Raw genomic sequence first — 19647 nt, forward strand, 5'->3', positions numbered from 1 at the left:
CCTCTTGGCTTAATTGTGCCAAATTTTTACTTTGGAGTGGTTTACTTAATGGGGTAGCTTACGGCAGGGGTACCGCCTCACTGTTACCAATTGCACTTATTATCTGAAACCGCGCCTTAATAGGGCGCAATATTTTTTGAAAAAATAATTAATAGAATCCTGAGTTAGCGAAAAGGGTGGCTCGAGGCTAGGCTGTTTCAGCAGGCATAGATTTACAAAAGAAACTTAATGGTTTCCGTGATAATGCACTAGCTATAATTACGATCTCATACAAATCGTCAAAGAAACCTTCACCTTACGCCCTATTCTCTGGCAGTAGCATTTAAGTTAAGGCGACTTAGTAATGACCTCGACACGCCGATTAAACTGACTATCGCTATTAGGATCGGCCATTGCAGAACCAACACCCACGACTTTAATATCAGAAGCATCAACACCGTAACCGAGCAGTTTGCGCTTAACCGCCTCAGCGCGATTGTGCGACAACCCTACGTTATGCTCATAGGTTCCGGTACTATCCGAGTGGCCGACGATGATTAAGTTACTATCGGTTTGATCTTTCAGTGTATCTGCCAGAGATACCAATGCAGATTCCATTTGTTCTGGAATCTCAGCACTATTATGGCCGAAGTAAATTTGCGATCCCGCTAAAACATTGGATTGGCTATATACAGGAATAACTTGAATGTCTTCTAGGTCAAGTGTCTGACGTAGGCTTGGGTCTGAAAAAACCACATCAATAGTGGCACGTGGGCGATTGTCTAGGTTAGCCAAGTGAATAGCGATATAAGTGCCGCTTTCACCACCAAGCGGGTTATGCGCCACTATATAGGCCTGGCTTTGAGACTCCCCATCAAGTAAGCGACTGCTCAACAATCGCCAACCTTCTACGTCACCACATTCAAGGCTTTGACAGGTATAAATTGGCGTGAACCCTTGACGGAGAAGGCGCTCGCTTACCTGTTTAAAAATGTAGCCAGCCGTAAACATCGAATTATAGTCAAATATTTGGCGAACATGGTAACCCCCAATATCGAGAGTTTTGGTGGGATAATAACCCTCAGTATAGCCATCCGTTGGGGTATCGCGGTACGCCACTTTCCCTGTTACTAATTGATAATTGGTGCGATACCACTCACCCTTGTTCACCGACTGAGCTCCCCACTCGGCGGTAGCAATTATTGAAGTAAATAATCCTATAAGTAATAGGCTTACACGGATAGCATTTGTCATGTAAAAATCCCTTATTGTAAGTTTCCGCCTTCCAGCACAATATGGCTTTGCATGCGTATGGTAGACTGCGATACTAAAGCAAGATACTCATTTCCTAGAAAATAAGCTCCAGCATTACAAACCTTTTGCTCTGAGCTAGTGTTTAGTATTCCAAAAGATCCCGAGACAACTTTTTTTATTAAGGTTTTAACAAAAGGAACCTTCATTTTATAACACCAAAAGGTTCTTATTTTCAGTAGATTAGCATCTTGAATATTAATATTAACCTGTTCGCTGTCTTTTCCAATATCGCGACTTTCAGAAGATCTAAATAGCAAGCTATCGTTAGGAATTATATCCCGTTCAACAAACTCACTCTCGTGCTGGAGACGGACTCGTCGCTTAACTTTGTAATATTCAAAAATTGCTTTAGTTGGGCTCACAATTTCAACAACACTCATTCCGGGAGCCGAATTCATTGCCTCAGCGGCACCTCTGGATTTTGCGTAAGCGATGGTCATGTTGCCCAGCGCGATCGGAGCGTTCTCAACGTTTGCCGCATTCATATACAGGGGGATCATGCCCTTAGAAAGTGCTCTACGCATCGGCACCAAGCGGGCATGATTTAATGAGCCTGCCCGAGCGGCCTCGAAAGTCGCTGTGTTAAGCGTCACTTTCGCTCGATAAATATAGGCAAACTCAAAAATACCGCCTAGCAGAATCAAAAATAATGGCATCACGATAATAAATTCGGTGATGGCCTGACCGCTAAGGCATTTTTTCTTCATCACCGATCCCTGATGATACATCTAAAAAATACTTTTGAAGGTTGATCAACCGAGTATAATACGGAGACGTGATGTCCACCTTCTGTTGCGCCTTTTCTAGCGTGGCGTTAGCTTGACGAAATCGTGTTAATGCTAGGTTATACCAAGCCCGCGCTTCGTTTGGGTCATTTGTTAATATCTCGCTGTAGCTGGCGGCGGCGGCATCTAATCGGCCCTGGCGATTGTATATGTTGCCAAGTTTTAACTTCGCCTCCGTATAATCTCTGTTATGCTTAATAACCTTTAAGTACATGGTTTCAGCCTGCCCCAATCGTCCCGCCGCATACTCAGAATCGGCTTTTGCCATAAGATCAATCATCGACTCTTTAGGTTCACTTGGCTGCGTTGAACAGCCAAGTAATGAATAAATGCACACTAATATGAAAAAGTACTTCAAATTTCCTCCAGAGTAAGCTTTTGCCCTACCTTAATACCCTTTAAAAATGTTATCCCTGATTTACATTCCAGCGTATGAAAAGCTTTCGAATCTCGATAAAAACGATAAGGACTAGCTTTAACAACTATTGATGTTACAAAAAAACGTCTATCCAAAAAAATTATATCTATAGAGCGAGTCATAAAAAGCATATGTACGGCATTGCAGCACATAAAAAACATTCCCTCTCTGGCCTCTAGCTCAGCTCTCGCAAGTAACCCTCTAGCTCTCGAAAAAAAACCACGAGGCATATAAACTTTATCGAATAGTACTTCGTTGTGGTGTATATAAATAATACCGTTGGGGCGCATCTACATAACGTCCATCAATTGCGTAACAATCGGGAAAAACAAAATGATAAAAGTTGTAGGGAAAATAAATATAACCAGGGGGCCGATTAGTTTAACCGGGGCTTGCATGGCAAGCTTTTCAGCCTTTTGGAATCGCTCGACACGGCGCTGATCAGCTTGTATTCGGAGCGTAACACCTACACTTGATCCTGATTTTTCGGCATGTGAAAGCGCTGTAACCAAATTTCCAATCTCTCTGATTTGTAAGCGTTCAGCCATTGACCTAAGAGCATCAATTTTACCTACGCCGGCGGTAATATCTCGTAATACCTTCTTAAACTCCAGATTCAGCGGACCTTTTGGACCTTTCTGAACTGCCTGCATTAACGCCCCGTTTAAGTTCATGCCTGACTCTACCGCCATCGTAATAAAGTCCAAGTAAACAGGAAGCAGCCTGACAATATCTTTCTCAATTTTTTTTCGTCGGTCGCTCAAGTTAAGTTCCGGGAATAAAAAACCTAGCACGAAAAAGCTAAGAGGCACCGCAAAGCCTGGGCTTTCAAGCATTTTCATGCACATCCACGATAAAAACATGAACAGCAATGCTGATACGACTTTAAGACCAAAAAACTGCTCAGGAGTAATCAAATACCCAAGGCCCGACCTCTGCAACCGAACTTTCGTCTTTTCGATATACTCTACGCCGAGGCGTTCGCCAAGGTAATGTGAGAAAAAGCTGACCGCTGGCCAGAATAGACGCATGGTGATTGGCAGCGGATCTAGAAATTCGCGATCATCCTTAGGAATCTCTTTGCGAATCGCATGTACTGCATACACACCAAGAAAAAGTGACGACGCACATGCAAGTCCAATCAGGCTAATGATGAGGTTTTCAGACATCGATATTTACAATCTTTTGAATAAATACATATCCTAAAGTCTCTAATACGACAACGATAGCGATTACCACCCAGCCATACCAGACTTCCCACAGTAGAGACATTTGTTCGGGTTCCATTTGATATAACACAATTCCCAGCAAAATCGGCAAACCTGTCATCACGTACCCTTGTGCTCGTCCTTGTGAGGTGAGAGCATCAATTTTACCTTCCATCTCTAATTTCTTACGCAAGGTGTCGGCCATTCGCTCGATTGTGTCAGCAAGATTTCCACCGATTTCGCGCGAAATTTTAATGCCTGAAATGACCAAGTTTAAATCAATTAATGGAATTCGCTCGTAAAGATTATCTAGCGCAACATCAAAATCCACACCAACACGTACTTCGCGCATGAAAAGATCAAACTCTTGCCGAACTGGCCCGCTCATTTCACAGATTACCGACTCCATAGACTGGTTTAAGCTAGACCCTGACTTCATGGCTGTCGATGTTGCCTGTAGCATGTCGGGTAGATCAGCCAAAAACTGTTTTTGCCGTTTCCTCTTCATAAGTCTAAAAATAAAGGGGGGCGAAACGGATAATGCGACGCTAATAACAAGTGCTATAACCCAGCTCCCCATGATTAAAAAAACTAAAAAAAACGCCGCAAAGAGGATGGCTAAATTAATGATGAAAAGTTTTTCTGGTTCAACAAACAAAAATAAGTCAGATAGTTTTACTTTTGCATCTTCTGTAAATCTTGATCGGTATAAGACCGCTGCACGCGAAAACATAACCGACACAATCCATGCAAGAACCGCCGCTGACACGGAAAAGCAGGAGGCAACTAGCAAGATCTCCAGATTCATAACTTATGAAAGCTCCCGACCTTCGGCAAAAATTTCTCGGTCAACATCCATGCCTCGTTTTGCCAAATCTTCGTAGAATTGAGGAACAATGCCGGTGGTAATAAACTTTCCCTTAACCTTGCCTTCGTTATCAAACCCTGTTTGCTGAAACCGGAATATTTCGCCAAGCTGAATACGATTACCCTCTACGCCGGAAACCTCACAAATGCTGATGACCTTGCGAGTGCCGCAGGCAAAGCGCGTTTGCTGAACAATGATGTTAACAGCCGAGGATATCTGCTCACGAATGGCCAGCACAGGCAAGTCCATCCCTGCCATCATCACCATTACCTCTAACCTTGAGATACAATCCCGAGGGCTATTGGCGTGAGCGGTGGTCAATGAGCCGTCGTGACCTGTGTTCATAGCTTGGAGCATATCCAAGGTTTCACCCCCGCGGCACTCGCCTACAACAATTCGGTCCGGGCGCATCCGCAAGCAGTTTTTGACGAGCTCCCGAATAGGGACAGCGCCTTTACCTTCTTGGTTGGCGGGTCTTGCTTCTAGCGAAATCAGGTTGTCTTGGTATAGTTTTAGCTCGGCGGCATCCTCTACCGTAATGATACGTTCGGCCTCTGGAATAAAGTTCGACAACACGTTCAAAAGCGTCGTTTTACCAGAACCGGTACCACCAGAAATAATAATGTTTTGTTTATGAACAACAGCCATCTCTAAAAACTTGACCATTTCGTCATTAAAGGTACCGAACTTGACGAGATCGTTCGCCCATAGACGATCCTTCATAAACTTACGAATCGTAATGCAGGGCCCCTTTAACGCAATAGGCGGGATTACAGCATTTACCCTGGAGCCATCCTTTAAGCGTGCATCTACAGCGGGTGAGCTCTCATCTATGCGCCGTCCTAATGGGGTAACAATTCGCTCAATTGCCGATAGAACCGCGCGATCATCTGTAAAACTAACAGATGATCTATAGGTTCTGCCTTTCTTCTCATAAAATATTTCATCCGCAGCGTTGACCATGATCTCACTAACATCGTCCATTGCTAACAACGACTCTAACGGACCTAGGCCGACAGCCTCATTTAAAACTTGATTACACAGGTCAGATCGATCGATAAACTCTGGAATATCGTCAAACTGCAAGATGATTTTCTGAATCAAGTCTTCGGTAAATACACGTAGCTGCTCATCTGTCATGCTGTTAACGTCAACACGGCGCAGGTCCATTTGCTTGAGAAGCTCTTTATGAACTTTAATTCTAAACTCTTTCAATGGCCCCTCAGCGGGGAAGTCATTCTTCGCTGAGTTACGCTCAGGGCCGGTACGCGACTCTATTGAGACTTCGCTCGTGTCCGGCTTTTTCTTAGGCTCCATGGCGCCTTTAACTCTAACAATGTAGGAGTTTATCTCGATTGAGTCCGAGTCTTTCAATGGGCCATAGTCATCTATGGTCTGGCCATTAACCTTAGTGCCACTTTTTGTTCCTAGGTCCTTTACAAATACGCCCGTCTCGGTCGAGCGAAGCTCTGCGTGACGCTTACCCACCATCCAGCCATGTAGCTTAATAAGGCAGTCGTCATCTTTTCCTAGATAGCAAATGGAGTCGTGACATGCGACATCGGCGACTTTTGTTCCTTTCTGAGTTCTAACATTAATATGAAGCACGCTGCAGCCTTAATCTAAAAGTTGATCGGTAATGGAGTTTTCGTTACGCAGCTGTGTCATTTCAGTTATATTTTTTTGTAAGTTTTCGGGGATTTCTTTCAAAGCGCCATGTATGGTCGGGGTTACGAGAATTACAAGCTCGCTGCGGCCCTCAATAAAACTACGCGACTTGAAAAGCTCTCCGATAATAGGTATATCTCCTAACAGTGGAACTTTATCGTATGTTTTACTATCCTCAGACTTTAAGAGTCCAGATATAACCATTGTTTCACCGTCCCTCAGGTTCACCACAGACTCCGTGTTTCGGGTTAAAATTCCGGGAATGCCGTTAACAGAATTAGAGAAATCAATAGAGCTCATCTCCGCTCTTACCCGTGAGATAATATTTCCGTCATCATCAGCGATTGGCTCAATATCCAGCTGGATACCGTAATCTTGCATTTCGACCACAGGCTGGCCAAATTCATTAAGGACAGCAATAGGAAACTCGCCGCCAGACTGAAAAGTTGCGATCTCACCACTTCGAGTACTCAATGAAGGCTCAGCCAGTATCCTAGCGTAACCATCCTCCTCTAAAAGCTGCACCATGGAAGTGATACCGGTTAGCAAACCGGCATAAGGGTAAGACGCTGTAGAGTTTAGGCTGATTGGCGATGGATTCCCTTCAAACAGTGAGAGTAAAGGATTCCCCTCATCCCCATAAACATATGCGCCATTGGTAACAAAGTTTTGAACATAGCCTATACTTGGGCCGGCGATAGAGTCTTGCCAGTTTATTCCGATTTGTTTGGTAAAATTTTTATTAACCTCGAGTACTTGAACTTTCATTTGGATCATTTTTTTAAAAGCAATCTTTTCGGGGCGTACAAAAGAAATTAAATTATCAAAGTTAAGATTGCCCGCCTGCATTTCAAAAAGATCCAAATCTTCTATCGGCACATTACCTTCAGCTATGATATATCCACCTTCATAACGGAAAGTTACGCCCGAAAAGCTTCTAAAAATTGACCGAACGCGATCAATCTCATCCTTGATGTCACTGCCAAGAATATTCACTACATAACTGTTTTTTCTCTCGCCACGGGTCCATACATACAGCTCGGTTTTTCCGGCTTGCTTGGGGACTAAAATCACTTCACCGTTATCTAGCACGCTCGTACCTAAGATAGTGTCGTTGCCTACCGCTATGCGTACGACTTCGCCTACTTCAATGGTGGTAATCGAACCCACATAAGCTTCAATTGCCTGATTGTTGGATTTTGCGTGTGCCGCAATAGACATAACTATAGTTGCGGCAGCTATCCATACCGCACATTTCCACTTGCGCATACTAGTCCCCGGCCTGCATTGCAACGCTTTCGCTTACAGTATCTTGATTTTTTGTTTCATTGTTTATCGGCATGCTCAACCTAAGCGATTTTCGGTTCCGATTTAGAGCTTGAACGGAGATTTTCTTACCTTTTATCACACCGTCCTTAGACATACTTCCCCCAAGAAATTGGTATTCGCCCGACGATGCCTGACTGTCAATATAATCATCCATTGCGACCGAGTCGCTTAAGCGGCTTGCAATGTCCTCCGGGTTTCGTAGAAATATCGTCATCTCGCCCTTCTCTCGGGCTAGGGTTAGAAGTCCAGCATTTTTGTAAGTTACCGCTACTGTTACTGTGCCATAATCCAGAACCGCACTATTATTATCATGACGAAAGAACTCATCATTACGACTTACTAGCGATATTGCGTCGACAGATAAAACTCTTACTTTATCCAATAGCGGAATTAATAATTGATTATCCATTTCACTGCCATCTGTATCCGTTTTTTCGGTAATCAAAGATATATCAATGTAGTCGCCTGGAAGAACCATGCCAGACACCGCATTGATGTTATCAACTTCAAAACTAATGGCTCGCTCGCCTTCTTCTAGTAACTCCGAGAATCTACTAACGCTGTCGTCTCCCAAGTAGTGTGATAGCAAAGGTTCACCGGCCGCCATAGGAAAATTAAGCACCTTACCGTCAACCAACGAAAAACGGTCTGGTGTAATTGCCGCTGGCGATAGAAATTCAGACGAAACCTCAGCCACCGCCATATTAGCGGGCCCCAGAACATCGCCTGCACGAAGTGGTGCTGATGCTACGACTACTTTTACACTGCTACCAATCTGACTTTGAATTTGCGAGCGAAGAGTAGTCTCCTTATTTTGTAGATATCGAGTGGATAACCAAAATGCCAATATCGCTATTACGACGGCTACAATCAACAAACCCCAGCTTTTCTTGGTCCCTGTTACTTTTGCCACAGTTTAGTTCTCCTCATCGCTCGAAAAACGAGTCGATCTATTGCTGTCACTGCTCACACTGGGTAGTGTTGTCTCATCTATCTGCATATGGCTTAATGATTGCGCATACATATAACTGGCGTGATTTTTCTTGACGGACTCTACCAACAACTCAGTCACATTTTTATCATCTTGCCCTGGCAGCGGAGCGAGCATGGCCATGGCAAAAAACACCAATCCTACAATGTACTCAGCCGCCCCAAAACCGCGTTGTTTTTTCATTTGTACTCCGTCACTATTGCCATTACCTGTGTTAGGGCATTTTTCCCGATAATTGAAATATTAATTTTCTCGCCTGATCGAGCCAGTGCCAAACCTGCTTCTTTTTCTCTTAGCCTGTTCTCGGAGTTAATAACGCTCCACCCATCACCAACAAATTCTCGCTTATAAAAGTTAAAGTTTGTGGTCACAGATGATTTGTTCGTCAACCAAAGCATTCTGTTATTTTTTCCCATGTCATGGGTTTTCATATCGTTGACGATTTGTGTGTCTGATAACATGGGAAACCCTTCACCATACGAGAAATCCTTCGCGCTGCGCATACTGGGGAGATTGGATATTGCTAAAAAACCTTGCAATTGCATTTGCGGCTCTTCAGGTTCATTAAATTGAACGGTATACAACAAGTCATCATCAATATGAGACAAAACTACTAGTTTATTCATGTTCGCTTTACGAAAATCCTCACCCCACGCTTCGCGATAAAACGATTCGATCTCTACAGGATTTCGTGTTGTTGAGAAACCGCTAACGGCCATTGTCATTCCGTTAAACTCCATATCCTCGGCAACGATATGAATCTCAAAATTATCGGGGACGGGAAAACTAACATCGGCATACAGTGCCATTGGAAAAGCGGCCAATATCCCCGCTAATAACGCAGCGTAAAATTGCATAACAATCCTTTTGTAAACATTATTTCGCGACTGGTTCCAAGAAAATCTAAAACACTATTCTTGGTACGTATGCCCGTATTCTTCTAGTTGAGGTGTTAAGCGCCCCATGCAAGACCTGGGGGTCCTCAATTCGGTATCGTTATAGACCTCTCCCAATCTAGCGCAAGGCACGGCATCTGGTTCGACCCTGCCAAGCTTCAAATAAGACAGCTCTTTAATTAGCGGCATTGACTTTAGAAGTGAAAAAAAGCTTTCAAGTTTAATTTTTTTGAGAAATGTTGTTGGCACCAAGCCTTGCACTGTAGATCGCGCATGCTCGGGCCCACCGACATTCCAGCTCTCGGTCATCAATGCATTGGTGCGTGACATTGAGAGTGTATCGGTGGGCAATTCTTCAAACCAATCCAGGGGTTTTAACGATACACTTACATTTGATTCATACACTCCCTTTAAATTTGGGTTAAAGCCCGACGATAAGTCTAGTACCTTTCCAAAGGCGCTTTGCAGAGAGCCAAAGCCTGCCAAGCCGTGTTCTGCGGTACTTACCGAGACGTACCTAGCCGATTCACCTCCTTTATCTTCTTCAGTCTCCTTATAAATTGGCGTTAGCTCACCATCTACACCAGTCCGAACCTTAAGTACTGGATTGAGTGGCTCTGAATTTTTATCGGGGTCGCTCTTAGTCATAATAGTGCTTCTGGAATGCGACAGAATCCTGCTCTCTATCTCTAGAGCGATCGCTTCGTCAGATTTCTCTGGCGCATTATCTACACTGCCGTCGGGAGCCGATCCAAAATAAGCAACCCTCTCCCAGACGGCATACCGCGCGGCCTGTTCAACCATTTGCCGGTTCTCTATGTACTTGTACATAACGGGCACCAGCAGAATAAGGGGCAAAAGCACAAAACCGACCACGATAACAAATTCAGCCAAAACACTTCCTTTGTGTAACTTCACACTTACCTCTAAGTAGTCGATTGAAGAAAGATAGATTATTCTAAAAACCTTTCTTTAGGTATTGACATACAATAGTCCCAAATCACTTTCTGAGCAGAGGAAGTCTTTTCCGACGTCCCACTAGGTTCATCATATTCTTTGTAGTAACCCCACATAACGTCTACGGCTCGGTTTTTCAAAACCTTCATGGCGTCTTCATTTGACGGTTCATGCTCCCAGGCCTTAATAGCTTGCTTTGGCTTAGGTGTATATCCTTCATTTCCAAAATTTATTGAAATGCGTTTGATTAGTGCATTCTTATCTTTACCCTTCAAAACATACGCTTCATAAATCGCTTCCGCCCCCGTCCCAGCATCCAATGACATCGCCACACAGTTATCCAGTTTTAATTTGGAGGCGGGTTCTAAAGCCATGAGAGAAGGAATGTCTGGAGGTAGCGACCAATGGAATTCACCCTTATAAGGATTGATCACTGCCGGCTCATATCCATCGGATAACGCGATGTTAGAAACTAGCAAAATAGTAAAAGTAAAAAATAGAGATATAAAAAATTTAATAATTTCTGCGCTTGTTATCATGGTCTGATAACCCTCCAGCTAGATAACACAATACAAGATATTTCCACTAAGTTTCACAAGATGCCCGTAGAGGCCAAAATTGCTAAAAATGGTCTAGGCTCGGAAACAAGTCTCGTTTGCCAAAATGGGTTATATAAGTTTCCGTATTCATGAAGGCCATCATCTCGTCCCCATTCAACATTCCACGAGAATTCTCTTGCTCCATAATGCGATTCATCTGGTCTCGAAAAAAAGCTTTGTGCACTAGCGGATGAATAGAGTTTTTTGCTCGGAATGCCTCCGGCCTCTTCCACTATAAAAGTATTAGTTCGGTTATAATCATCCAAAGAGTCATCTACACTTTTCTGTGTTTTTATATGGCTCTCGCTTTTTCCCAGAAATAAGTTGAAACTTGGCATGCTGTCAGTAGCTTCATCAGTTTCAAAATCGTAAAAATTGGCTAAGCCTTTGGTTTCTTTTATGTTGTTTTTCTCGTAAATTTTCCCGCTCCCGAGCGGTGAATAGTATTGAATCATTGTTGCTGCGTTACTATTATTCCATGCCTTACCCCACCATCGGTCTCGATCACTACTACTATAGTTAACATTCAACCAGCCATTTTTATCGTAGTTATTACGTCGATCGTGGCGGTGATCTCTATACTTAAACCTACCCGCTGAATCTACATCTTTATTCAGTGAATGTGCTGCACCCCATCCTAAAGGAGTTTCGGATGTCCAGCTTATACCAAACCCCAAATCGAACTTCTGATAAAAGGACAAGGTATCAGCTGCAGTCCAATTCCAGCGAATTACGGATTTACCATTATCATCTACCTCTACTGGAATGAAATCTGACCCACCGTTCTTCTCTCCCCAGAATTTGTATACTCCGGTATCAAAGCTTTTTAAAAATCGGTAGGAGCGCTCCCCGCTGAATTTATCCCTAGAATCATTCACTAGATTTGCGAATTCAGTAAACCGCTGAGTCGTCCGATTGTTACCTCCCTCCTTGTCGCGGGCAACCATGTCTCGGTCAAAGCGCTGAATATCTGCACCCCACGCTTCTAGAGCACTTTGTATATTAATAGCACTGCCTATTACACTGGAATTGACATTAGGATCATTTTTTTTCAAAACATCCTTATAGACAGAGTAAGTTGATCCTATGGTTAATAAGTGATTCACACGCTGAAATTCACTTAATGCATAAATAATATTCTCTTGGACGGTGTCTATCATAAAGTCACCCGCCTCAAAAAAATCCACCATGGCATCAGTTGCTTTCGCTAAAATTTCTGTAGCTTTTTCAATGAAAGGGCCGACATAGGGTATAACTTGAGCAAAATCACCTAATGTTTCTAAATTCTGCGAGAATTCATTTACTTCATTAGACCACGAGACCAAACCGATGTATTGTCCGATAACCACCTGATTTGCGATCATCGCGCGGTTGGTAATTGCGATCATATTCAGGTCACGCGTTTGAACATTGACGGTGCTGTAAACGGTATTGTCAGCGGTGTTTTGCAGGCGTATACGTTCCGATGCGACCCAGCCGACATCGTATAGCGAAAACACGGCTAAGGCGATGGCTGCGAAAAACGCAATAGTAAAGACTGTGGCGTAACCTGACTGTCTTTTTTTGTGGTTCATTGGGCACCGACATTTGACTAATAGTTAATTAGTTCTGGTACTTTCTCAGCATTGCTTCGCCCTGTGACATACAGTAATCCCAAACCTCTTTCTGGACCGAATCTGGAAAATCGTCACCAAAGCTCTTCTTTTCATAATCTGCTTTGTACTTAAGCGCCGTGAGGGTCGTGTGCCGACGTATGTCATTGATTAAAGCTTTTCTCGCTTCGCTGGGAATATCGCTCCCCGAAACCGAACCATTTAAATACTCACTATCGTCATAGATTATGACATCTGCGGGTTCCACGTTAGGATCTACACTAAGTATGCTATCGTCGGCTTTAATCTCAGCCACGTTAAGGTCTTGAACTCTAATAAGGTTATCTATCGCTGCCGACAAGAACTTTGCGTAACCAGCCCCATCAGAGCATTCAGCTTCCAGGCTACCATGCTGATAGCGGAGACTACCTTTCTCGGAGTTAAAGGAGTTTTTCCAAGGTTTTTCATCCGCCATAGATGCAGCAGAGGTAACGACACTTAAAACCAATAACGAGAGTGTTACTTTTTTCATCATCTTTTCTCTACAGAAGTAATGGGCTCGCCCGGTTTGACGTCGAGCCCTTGAACTATATGCTTAGCCGCCACTTTTCCCGCCTGCGGTAGCTGTTTTATCATAATTACTTAGATTTACTTCTTCCTTGGCATTCTTTACGGCTGCTTTACCCGATTTATTGGCTTCTGTAATAGCTGTTTTGCCAGTTTCCCCGCCCAACTCAGATGCCATCGCAGCAACTTGATTTCGAGCAGTCTTGCCAAACAGTGTGAAGGCCCCAATGGCGGCAATAGCAATTAAGGCGACAATGATAATGTACTCTGTCATGCCTTGACCCTTAATACGTTTATTCATGTTACGCATGGTATAACTCCTTTTGTTTAAGGTTTTCGGTGGCTAAATAAAGCCGCACAAGTGTATAAAATATTTCTAATCGTATTAATCGCCCAATTAAGCTAATCGTCCTTCACTTCTGTTTAAGTGATTACTCCAGTTGGAGTACGTGCTAAATTCAGAAATTGTCAGACTCATTTCATGAGAGCTGCACTTAGCTGTGTTCTGTTTTTAACACCATTTTTCTTCATGATTCTTTGCATGTGCGTTTTTACGGTATAGGGAGAAATGTTAAGATTTTTTGCAATTTCTTTATTTCTCATTCCCTGGCAGCTGAGCGCTGCTACCTTTTGCTCTCGCTCAGTAAGAGTTTGAATCTCAGAGAAACTGCTAGAAGCGGACCGCCTGGTGGCCAGCTGTTTTTTAACGTGATATTCCAGTGCCGATCGGCTATACCATAAGTCGCCGCGTGTCACTGAATTAACGGCCTTCAAAATTGACTCTATTTGCTGGGTTAATGATATTACCCCTAAAAAACCACAACTAAGTGCGAAAGCTTCAGATTTATTACATGACGTGTTGAGTGCGAGAGCGACTGGAGTCCGTGGCAGCCGTTTAGAAACCAGCTTCCATACCGCTTTGGCCGAACCGATATCTTGGCAAGCCACTATTACCAGGCTGGCATTAGGAAAGTCATCCCTAATGGTATCCTTAATCATTAAGCTTTTATGATTATGCGATAGTAGATCTAGACACGAAAAAATCGTTTGGCAATCGATTTTTTCGTCCCTAATAATTACGACTTTTCCCACAAAATTCTCCGTAATCCTGACTCAAAAGCCGCTTTACATAAATGGTGTCAACGTAATATTTTGAGGCGAGCATTTTCGAAGATTAACCGTGGACATGCTACCATGAGATTTTTACAGTCTTTCTAGATGAGATGCTCATCACAAAAATCTTATATTACGCAAAGGACGGTAGTATGAAATCTTTTTTAGTTGGCTTGACCACGTTGTCAATTAGCCTATTCTCGAGCCTAGCCGAGGCAGAAGAAGCAGATCATCCGTTGGTATCTCGCTATGGCGATGCCGAGATATATCAACAGCGCGAAGCCCATTATACGGAGTCTTACGTAGCGTTATCTCAACTTAAAGATGATGAAACTATTGATAAGCTTGCGGTTATTGGCAAGCAGACATTGCACGTTTACACATTGGGAGGTAGCAGATCACCCCTTGAGGTTGCTGAGAACTATAAGCAAGCCGTCGATAAACTTGGGGGGAAGGTTCTTTTATATTGCCACACAGAAGATCCTTGTGGCCTAGATTTTTCTAGGCGACTTCTAAAGCCCGTATGGATTTCGAGTGCAGCGTCGAGCTTCTCCGACTTCAGTCAATCATCGGATGGCTACCAGTTTATCTCGGCCAAAGTTGGCCCAGAGGCCAGCCCAACCTATTTACAGTGGATAATTAAAGAGGAATATTCCGACACTCTTGAGATTGCACAAATAATCACAGAACCCGAATCTTTGTTGTTAGGCCAAGTTACCGTAGATACTAACGCCATTCGGCAGTCTAATGAATCTAGCCCTACATCCATAAGCAAGAAAGAGGATGATTCTGGTCAAGATCATCCTCTTATATCTCGATATCAAGGTAGCGCTATTACGCATTACTTTCAGACTGAGTTTGCCGAGGTACGTCTTGCCACTGGTGTTGTGGATGAGAACGATAAAGTACCGCACCTAAACCTGAAAGGTAAATCGACTCTAATTGGCTATGCAGCCTCTAAAGATCAGTCAACATTGCAAGTGTTCGAGAATTATCTCGATGCGCTAAAAAAATCTGGTTTTGAAATTTTATTTCAGTGTGAGCATAGATCATGCGGGGATGAACAAATACAGCACTTGTGGAGCGGTTCATCACAAAGTGGGCGCTTTGGTAATGCGATAACCACAAGCACTTATGCTAATGATGATTACCGTATGCTTACGGCAAAAAAAGAGATTGGCAACAAAGAGGTTTATTTATCCGTCTATATATATAAAGGCGGCGCCATTGATGAAGTTGAAATCGTACACGATATTGTAGAGCCCACCCAAATGACCACCGATCGAGTTAGTATTAATACTGAATACTTGGAAGACTCCCTCGCCCGGGAGGGTAAAGTGGTTTTGCACGGCTTAAACTTTGATACCGGTAAAGCAGAATTACTGTCTAGCTCACAGCAAGCGCTTGACGTTATTGTGGCATACCTAGAGTCGGCGCCCGAGCAACAGTTTTACGTAGTGGGCCATACGGACACTAGGGGAGATCATGCGCTTAATATGCAATTATCGAAAGATCGCGCCGAGAGTATTCGCGGGGCGTTAGTGGAGCAAGGCGTAACAGCGGATCGCTTAATGGCCGCCGGTGTTGGCGCCATGGCGCCGGTTAGCACCAACGGATCGGACGATGGTCGCGCGAAAAACCGCCGGGTAGAGTTGGTGTTGCATTAATCGTCGTGAGGCTCACTGGGTAATTTTAACGCTTAAAAGCTGCCGAGACGCAGATTTTGAGCTTTAACTTTACCTAAAGAGGCGCATCGTAGCCCGTTATGCCAACAAATCGACGAATTTCTGGCTCGGCGGGACAGGCCTGTGTACAAACTCTAGTCGGCACCGCAAAATACGGTTAAAAGGTGCCTAAATACGGAGTTATTGATGCGATCTCTTGTTATCATTCTGGTGATGTTGGGGCTGTGCTGGTTTTTAACTGATGTGCGCTCCGAGAATAGTTTTTTTAACCTCTTTATGCCTTTATGCGGAGTGCTGTTTGGCCTGGCGTTAATGGTTTGGCTGGTGTTCGCCTTAGCCTCACGCCGTAGTTCCGGCCCAGAGCCCACAGCCTATGACATGCTGGACTCCCACGACCACGGAAGTGGCGATAGCGGCGGCTCGGGTAGTGATTAACAGACAAAAAAATGGGTAGCCGGAAGGCTACCCTTAAGTCCGATATCATTAAACTATCGGGGGAAGAAACCGTTTAAGCGAGTTATCTTAATTTTTACTCGGCAACCCGCCTCTGCAAATTATTACAATTTTGTTCAGCGTTCAGCGTTCAGCGTTCAGCGTTCAGCGTTCAGCGTTCAGCGTTCAGCGTTCAGCGTTCAGCCCATTCTCCGTCTCCCGTCCACCCTTCTCCATAGTAAGAGCCGGTGGCAGCGCCTTCCTGCGCCGCGATTCTGCCATTATCAGTCTAGAGGGACTCAACGGAAGCGTTAAACGGCAACGCAGACTTTGCCGTTTTCAACTTTTACTGCATAGGCGGTAATGCTGTGCTCAGGGCTTTCGAGGCACTCGCCGGTTCTCAGGTCGTAATGTTCTTTGTACAGCGGTGAGGCAACGCAAATGCGCTCGCCCTGAGTGCCGATGATGCCCCGCGACAGGACATTGGCTTTGCCAATGGGGTCGTAGTTGTCGATGGCGAAAACCTCGTCCAACTTGCCGACATAAAAAATGGCGATTTGTTTGCCGTCGATCAGGGCACAGACACCGGTATCGGCGTCCAGCGCGTTTTTGTCACACACTTCTACCCACTGGGTCTGTTGGCTGCTTGCTGCGTTTTCACTCATTGTCTGTTGCTCCTTAAGCCGTCACTTCGACGGTGGGAATGTGGTTCTCGCGTTCTTTTTCGTTGGCGGGGCGGCGCTGATCGCGCTCGACCACATAGGCCAGGTTGCTGTCGGTTTCGTCGCTGTTAACAAAGTGACGGAAGCGCTTGAGTTTCTCGGGGTTCTCGATGGTGGTTTTCCACTCGCACTGATATTTGCCGATGTTGCTGGTCATATCGTCTTCCAGTTCTTGACCAATGCTCAGCTTGTCATCGATGACCACTTCGCGCAGATAATCCAAACCGCCTTCTAAGTTCTCCAGCCACACCGAGGTGCGCTGCAAGCGGTCGGCGGTGCGAATGTAGAACATCAACACTCGGTCGATATATTTCACCAGTGTTTCATCGTCCAGGTCAGTGGCAAAAAGATCGCCGTGGCGCGGACGCATACCGCCATTACCGCATACATACAGATTCCAGCCGTTTTCGGTGGCGATAACGCCAATGTCCTTGGACTGTGCTTCGGCGCATTCGCGAGTACAGCCCGATACCGCAAACTTAATTTTGTGAGGTGAGCGCAAACCTTTGTAGCGATTTTCTAAAGCGATGGCCATGCCTACACTGTCTTGCACCCCGTAGCGACACCAGGTACTACCCACACAGGATTTAACGGTACGCAGTGATTTACCGTAGGCGTGGCCGGTTTCAAAACCGGCATCTACCAGCTTTTTCCAGATGGCGGGTAACTCGTGCAATTGTGCGCCGAATAAATCGATACGCTGACCGCCGGTAATTTTGGTGTACAGGTCGTACTCTTTGGCAACTTCACCCAACACAATTAACTTATCGGGGGTAATTTCACCGCCAGCCACTCGGGGCACAATAGAGTAGGTGCCGTCCTTTTGCATATTGCCCAGGTAAATGTCGTTGGTATCCTGCAGCCCCATGTGCTTGTCTTCCAGCACATAATCGTTCCAGAAAGACGCTAAAATGGAACCTACAGTGGGCTTACAAATTTCACAGCCCAGGCCGCCGTTGCCGTGGCTTTCCAGCAGCTCGTCGAATGACTCGATCTTTTTCACCCGGACAATATCGGCCAGCTCGGCGCGCGAGTAACTAAAGTGTTCGCAGAGGTGGTTGTTCACTTCCACGCCCAGATTTTTCAGCTCATTGTCCATCACGCTTTTCACCAGCGCGGCGCAGCCACCACAGCCGGTAGAGGCTTCGGTTTTGGCTTTAATGTCACCCATGGTACAGCAGCCACCCTGTACCGCCTCAACGATATCGCCTTTGGTCACATCCAGGCAGGAGCATAATTGTGCAGTATCGGGCAGAGCGTCTACACCCATGGCGGCACCGGCGCTGCCGTCCGAGGTGGGCAGAATTAATTGCTCCGGTGCGTCGGGTAAATCCATGCTGTTGACGCACATTTGTTGCAAGGTGCCGTAGGCTTCTACATCACCCACTAATACTGCGCCCAATAATTTCTTGCGATCTTCGCTGACAATCAGGCGTTTGTAGACTTCGTTCACGCCGTCTTCGTAGGTGTAAGTTTGCGCACCGGGGGTGCGGGCATGGGCATCGCCCACACTGGCAACGTCCACGCCCAGCAATTTGAGCTTGGTGCTCATATCGGCGCCGGTAAATTGTTCTTCGCCGCCGTCAATGTGCGAAAAGGCGACCTTGGCCATTTGATAGCCGGGGGCCACCAAGCCGAAAATTTTGCTGTCCCACAAAGCGCACTCACCGATGGCGTAAATGTCTTCCACTGAGGTGCGGCAGAAGTTATCGATGACAATACCGCCGCGCTCGCCTACATCAATGCCACAGTTACGCGCCAGTTCGTCTTGGGGGCGAATACCGGCTGAGAATAAAATCATGTCGGTTTCTAAATAGCTGCCGTCGGCGAACTCCATCCGGTAGCGGTGTTTTTCGCCTGCGGTGATGTGCTTGGTGTTCTTTTCGGTGTGAACGTTTACATCCAGCGCTTCGACTTTACGGCGCAAGAGGTTGCCGCCGCCCTCGTCCAACTGTACGGCCATCAAGCGCGGGGCGAACTCAACCACGTGAGTTTCCAGGCCTAGGTTTTTTAACGCATTGGCCGCTTCCAGGCCCAGCAGGCCGCCACCGACCACCACGCCCACTTTGCTTTCTTGCGCTGAAGCGGTGATGTCTTCTAAATCTTCAATGGTACGATACACCAGGCAGTGGGGCTGATCTTTGCCGGGAATGGGCGGCACAAAAGGGTACGAGCCTGTGGCCAGAATCAGTTTGTCGTAACCCTCTACTTTGCCCGACGCCAGTTTTACGGTTTTGCTGTCGTGGTCTATATCTACAACTTTGTCATTGAGGGTGTAAACCACACCCGCGCTTTGGTAATGCTCTTCACTGGTAAGCATCAAGTCATCAACGGTAGACCCTGAGAAATAACTGGACAGTTTTACCCGGTCGTAGGCCAGACGCGGCTCTTCCGAAAAAGTCAGAATTTCGTAGTTTTCGGCATGATCACTGTTGATAATGCCGTCGATAAATTTGTGGCCGACCATACCATTGCCGACGACGATAACGCGTTGTTTACTCATGGCTTACTTCCTCTGCTAATA

General features: G+C 45.3%; 21 protein-coding genes. 2 read left to right on the top strand and 19 right to left on the bottom strand.

The window, feature by feature from the left end:
* Window positions 1–327: 327 nt before the first annotated feature.
* From D568_RS20810 to D568_RS20815, 17 genes are all read right to left on the bottom strand, one after another.
* Entirely contained in the window at window positions 328–1233 is a 906-nt protein-coding gene (locus D568_RS20810) for an OmpA family protein (RefSeq protein ID WP_020207541.1), read from the bottom strand.
* A gap of 11 nt (window positions 1234–1244) precedes the next feature.
* Entirely contained in the window at window positions 1245–2000 is a 756-nt protein-coding gene (locus D568_RS0100270; protein ID WP_020207542.1) for a TadE/TadG family type IV pilus assembly protein, read from the bottom strand.
* Window positions 1981–2436 carry a tetratricopeptide repeat protein gene (locus D568_RS0100275; protein WP_157497583.1) on the bottom strand — a complete coding sequence of 152 codons (456 nt, stop codon included), beginning with the start codon at window positions 2434–2436 and terminating at the stop codon, window positions 1981–1983. Before D568_RS0100275 ends, D568_RS0100270 begins: the two co-directional genes overlap by 20 nt.
* Entirely contained in the window at window positions 2433–2786 is a 354-nt protein-coding gene (locus D568_RS18715; protein ID WP_020207544.1) for a DUF192 domain-containing protein, read from the bottom strand. The genes D568_RS0100275 and D568_RS18715 overlap by 4 nt, the downstream gene beginning before the upstream one ends.
* Window positions 2787–3665, bottom strand: a complete 879-nt coding sequence (locus D568_RS0100285) for a type II secretion system F family protein (protein ID WP_020207545.1) — start codon at window positions 3663–3665, stop codon at window positions 2787–2789.
* The gene (locus tag D568_RS0100290; RefSeq protein WP_157497584.1) at window positions 3658–4512 is read right to left on the bottom strand and encodes a type II secretion system F family protein; all 855 of its coding nucleotides are present in this window, start codon (window positions 4510–4512) and stop codon (window positions 3658–3660) included. The genes D568_RS0100285 and D568_RS0100290 overlap by 8 nt, the downstream gene beginning before the upstream one ends.
* A gap of 3 nt (window positions 4513–4515) precedes the next feature.
* On the bottom strand, window positions 4516–6180 hold the full coding sequence (locus D568_RS0100295) for a TadA family conjugal transfer-associated ATPase (RefSeq protein WP_026286750.1): 1665 nt from the start codon (window positions 6178–6180) through the stop codon (window positions 4516–4518).
* Between the two features lie 9 nt (window positions 6181–6189).
* A complete protein-coding gene (locus D568_RS18720) occupies window positions 6190–7509 on the bottom strand; it encodes a type II and III secretion system protein family protein (RefSeq protein ID WP_083915264.1) in 1320 nt (439 codons plus the stop codon).
* A 1-nt stretch (window position 7510) separates the two neighbouring features.
* Window positions 7511–8482, bottom strand: a complete 972-nt coding sequence (cpaB, locus tag D568_RS0100305; RefSeq protein ID WP_020207549.1) for a Flp pilus assembly protein CpaB — start codon at window positions 8480–8482, stop codon at window positions 7511–7513.
* Between the two features lie 3 nt (window positions 8483–8485).
* Entirely contained in the window at window positions 8486–8743 is a 258-nt protein-coding gene (locus tag D568_RS0100310; RefSeq protein WP_020207550.1) for a hypothetical protein, read from the bottom strand.
* A complete protein-coding gene (locus tag D568_RS0100315) occupies window positions 8740–9417 on the bottom strand; it encodes a hypothetical protein (protein WP_020207551.1) in 678 nt (225 codons plus the stop codon). Before D568_RS0100315 ends, D568_RS0100310 begins: the two co-directional genes overlap by 4 nt.
* 54 nt (window positions 9418–9471) lie before the next feature.
* A complete protein-coding gene (locus tag D568_RS0100320; RefSeq protein ID WP_020207552.1) occupies window positions 9472–10374 on the bottom strand; it encodes a hypothetical protein in 903 nt (300 codons plus the stop codon).
* 35 nt (window positions 10375–10409) lie between these two features.
* Window positions 10410–10952, bottom strand: coding sequence for a hypothetical protein (locus D568_RS0100325; protein WP_020207553.1), 543 nt, complete (start codon window positions 10950–10952; stop codon window positions 10410–10412).
* A gap of 53 nt (window positions 10953–11005) precedes the next feature.
* On the bottom strand, window positions 11006–12586 hold the full coding sequence (locus D568_RS0100330; RefSeq protein ID WP_020207554.1) for a pilus assembly protein TadG-related protein: 1581 nt from the start codon (window positions 12584–12586) through the stop codon (window positions 11006–11008).
* 28 nt (window positions 12587–12614) lie between these two features.
* Window positions 12615–13139: a hypothetical protein gene (locus tag D568_RS0100335; RefSeq protein ID WP_020207555.1), complete on the bottom strand. Its 525-nt coding sequence runs from the start codon at window positions 13137–13139 to the stop codon at window positions 12615–12617.
* 60 nt (window positions 13140–13199) lie between these two features.
* Complete coding sequence (locus tag D568_RS21955; RefSeq protein WP_020207556.1) at window positions 13200–13481, bottom strand: hypothetical protein; 282 nt, start codon at window positions 13479–13481, stop codon at window positions 13200–13202.
* Window positions 13482–13645: 164 nt separating this feature from the next.
* Window positions 13646–14263, bottom strand: coding sequence for a helix-turn-helix transcriptional regulator (locus tag D568_RS20815; RefSeq protein ID WP_020207557.1), 618 nt, complete (start codon window positions 14261–14263; stop codon window positions 13646–13648).
* 173 nt (window positions 14264–14436) lie between these two features.
* Between D568_RS20815 and D568_RS0100350 the strand changes: the two genes are divergently transcribed.
* Both D568_RS0100350 and D568_RS0100355 read left to right on the top strand, forming a co-directional pair.
* On the top strand, window positions 14437–15951 hold the full coding sequence (locus tag D568_RS0100350) for an OmpA family protein (RefSeq protein WP_020207558.1): 1515 nt from the start codon (window positions 14437–14439) through the stop codon (window positions 15949–15951).
* Window positions 15952–16155: 204 nt separating this feature from the next.
* Window positions 16156–16404: a hypothetical protein gene (locus D568_RS0100355; RefSeq protein WP_020207559.1), complete on the top strand. Its 249-nt coding sequence runs from the start codon at window positions 16156–16158 to the stop codon at window positions 16402–16404.
* Between the two features lie 308 nt (window positions 16405–16712).
* Here D568_RS0100355 and nirD read toward each other — a convergent pair whose 3' ends face one another.
* Together nirD and nirB are read right to left on the bottom strand one after the other, a co-directional pair.
* The gene (gene nirD / locus D568_RS0100360; RefSeq protein WP_020207560.1) at window positions 16713–17066 is read right to left on the bottom strand and encodes a nitrite reductase small subunit NirD; all 354 of its coding nucleotides are present in this window, start codon (window positions 17064–17066) and stop codon (window positions 16713–16715) included.
* Window positions 17067–17079: 13 nt separating this feature from the next.
* Window positions 17080–19626, bottom strand: a complete 2547-nt coding sequence (gene nirB / locus D568_RS0100365; protein WP_020207561.1) for a nitrite reductase large subunit NirB — start codon at window positions 19624–19626, stop codon at window positions 17080–17082.
* Between the last annotated feature and the right edge of the window lie 21 nt (window positions 19627–19647).

The organism is Gilvimarinus chinensis DSM 19667, assembly GCF_000377745.1.
GTDB classification, from domain to species: Bacteria; Pseudomonadota; Gammaproteobacteria; order Pseudomonadales; family Cellvibrionaceae; genus Gilvimarinus; species Gilvimarinus chinensis.